Raw genomic sequence first — 484 nt, 5'->3', positions numbered from 1 at the left:
CGACGTAGCAGATCACGGGTCGCCCTCATTTCAGCGGGATATACATAGGCTAAGGGAAAGTTTCCGCCACGAATTAAGTGCGCGATTTTGTATGAGTCGATCCGGTCATTTTTAGCTTTCCCTCCATGGATCGCTTTCATATACAGGGCGTGACCCAGAATAAAATCGATGTTATGTTCATGGCAGAAATCGGAAATCCAGTACCAGCAATGCATACATTCGACCCCGAGAACAACATTGCCGAGATAAGGGGTCAGAAGATCGAATAAGGGTTCAGGCTTGGCTTTAATCTCTTTATGAAGCACGGTTTGCCCATCATCGTCTAAGATACAGACGTACAGGGAGCGTGCATGCAAGTCGATACCGCAGTAAAAAGGATGTTTGTTGGTGTAAAATCTCATAGGTCTTCTCCTTTTGGTTTGGTCGCCTTCCAGCTTAGTGTGAAAACAGTAAGCTGGGGGAGAAGGCTCTATGAGTATCAATC

1 protein-coding gene is annotated in these 484 nt (G+C 46.1%); it reads right to left on the bottom strand.

Going from position 1 to position 484, the window contains the following annotated elements:
- Positions 1-401, bottom strand: a 401-nt coding sequence (locus JW499_RS21645) for an IS110 family transposase (protein ID WP_205212520.1), incomplete at its 3' end; no start/stop codon positions are given.
- Positions 402-484: the final 83 nt, after the last annotated feature.

Source organism: Amphritea pacifica (assembly GCF_016924145.1).
GTDB classification, from domain to species: Bacteria; Pseudomonadota; Gammaproteobacteria; order Pseudomonadales; family Balneatricaceae; genus Amphritea; species Amphritea pacifica.
Note: the sequence above shows the minus strand (reverse complement) of the source record. Positions and strands in the feature narration are given on the sequence as shown.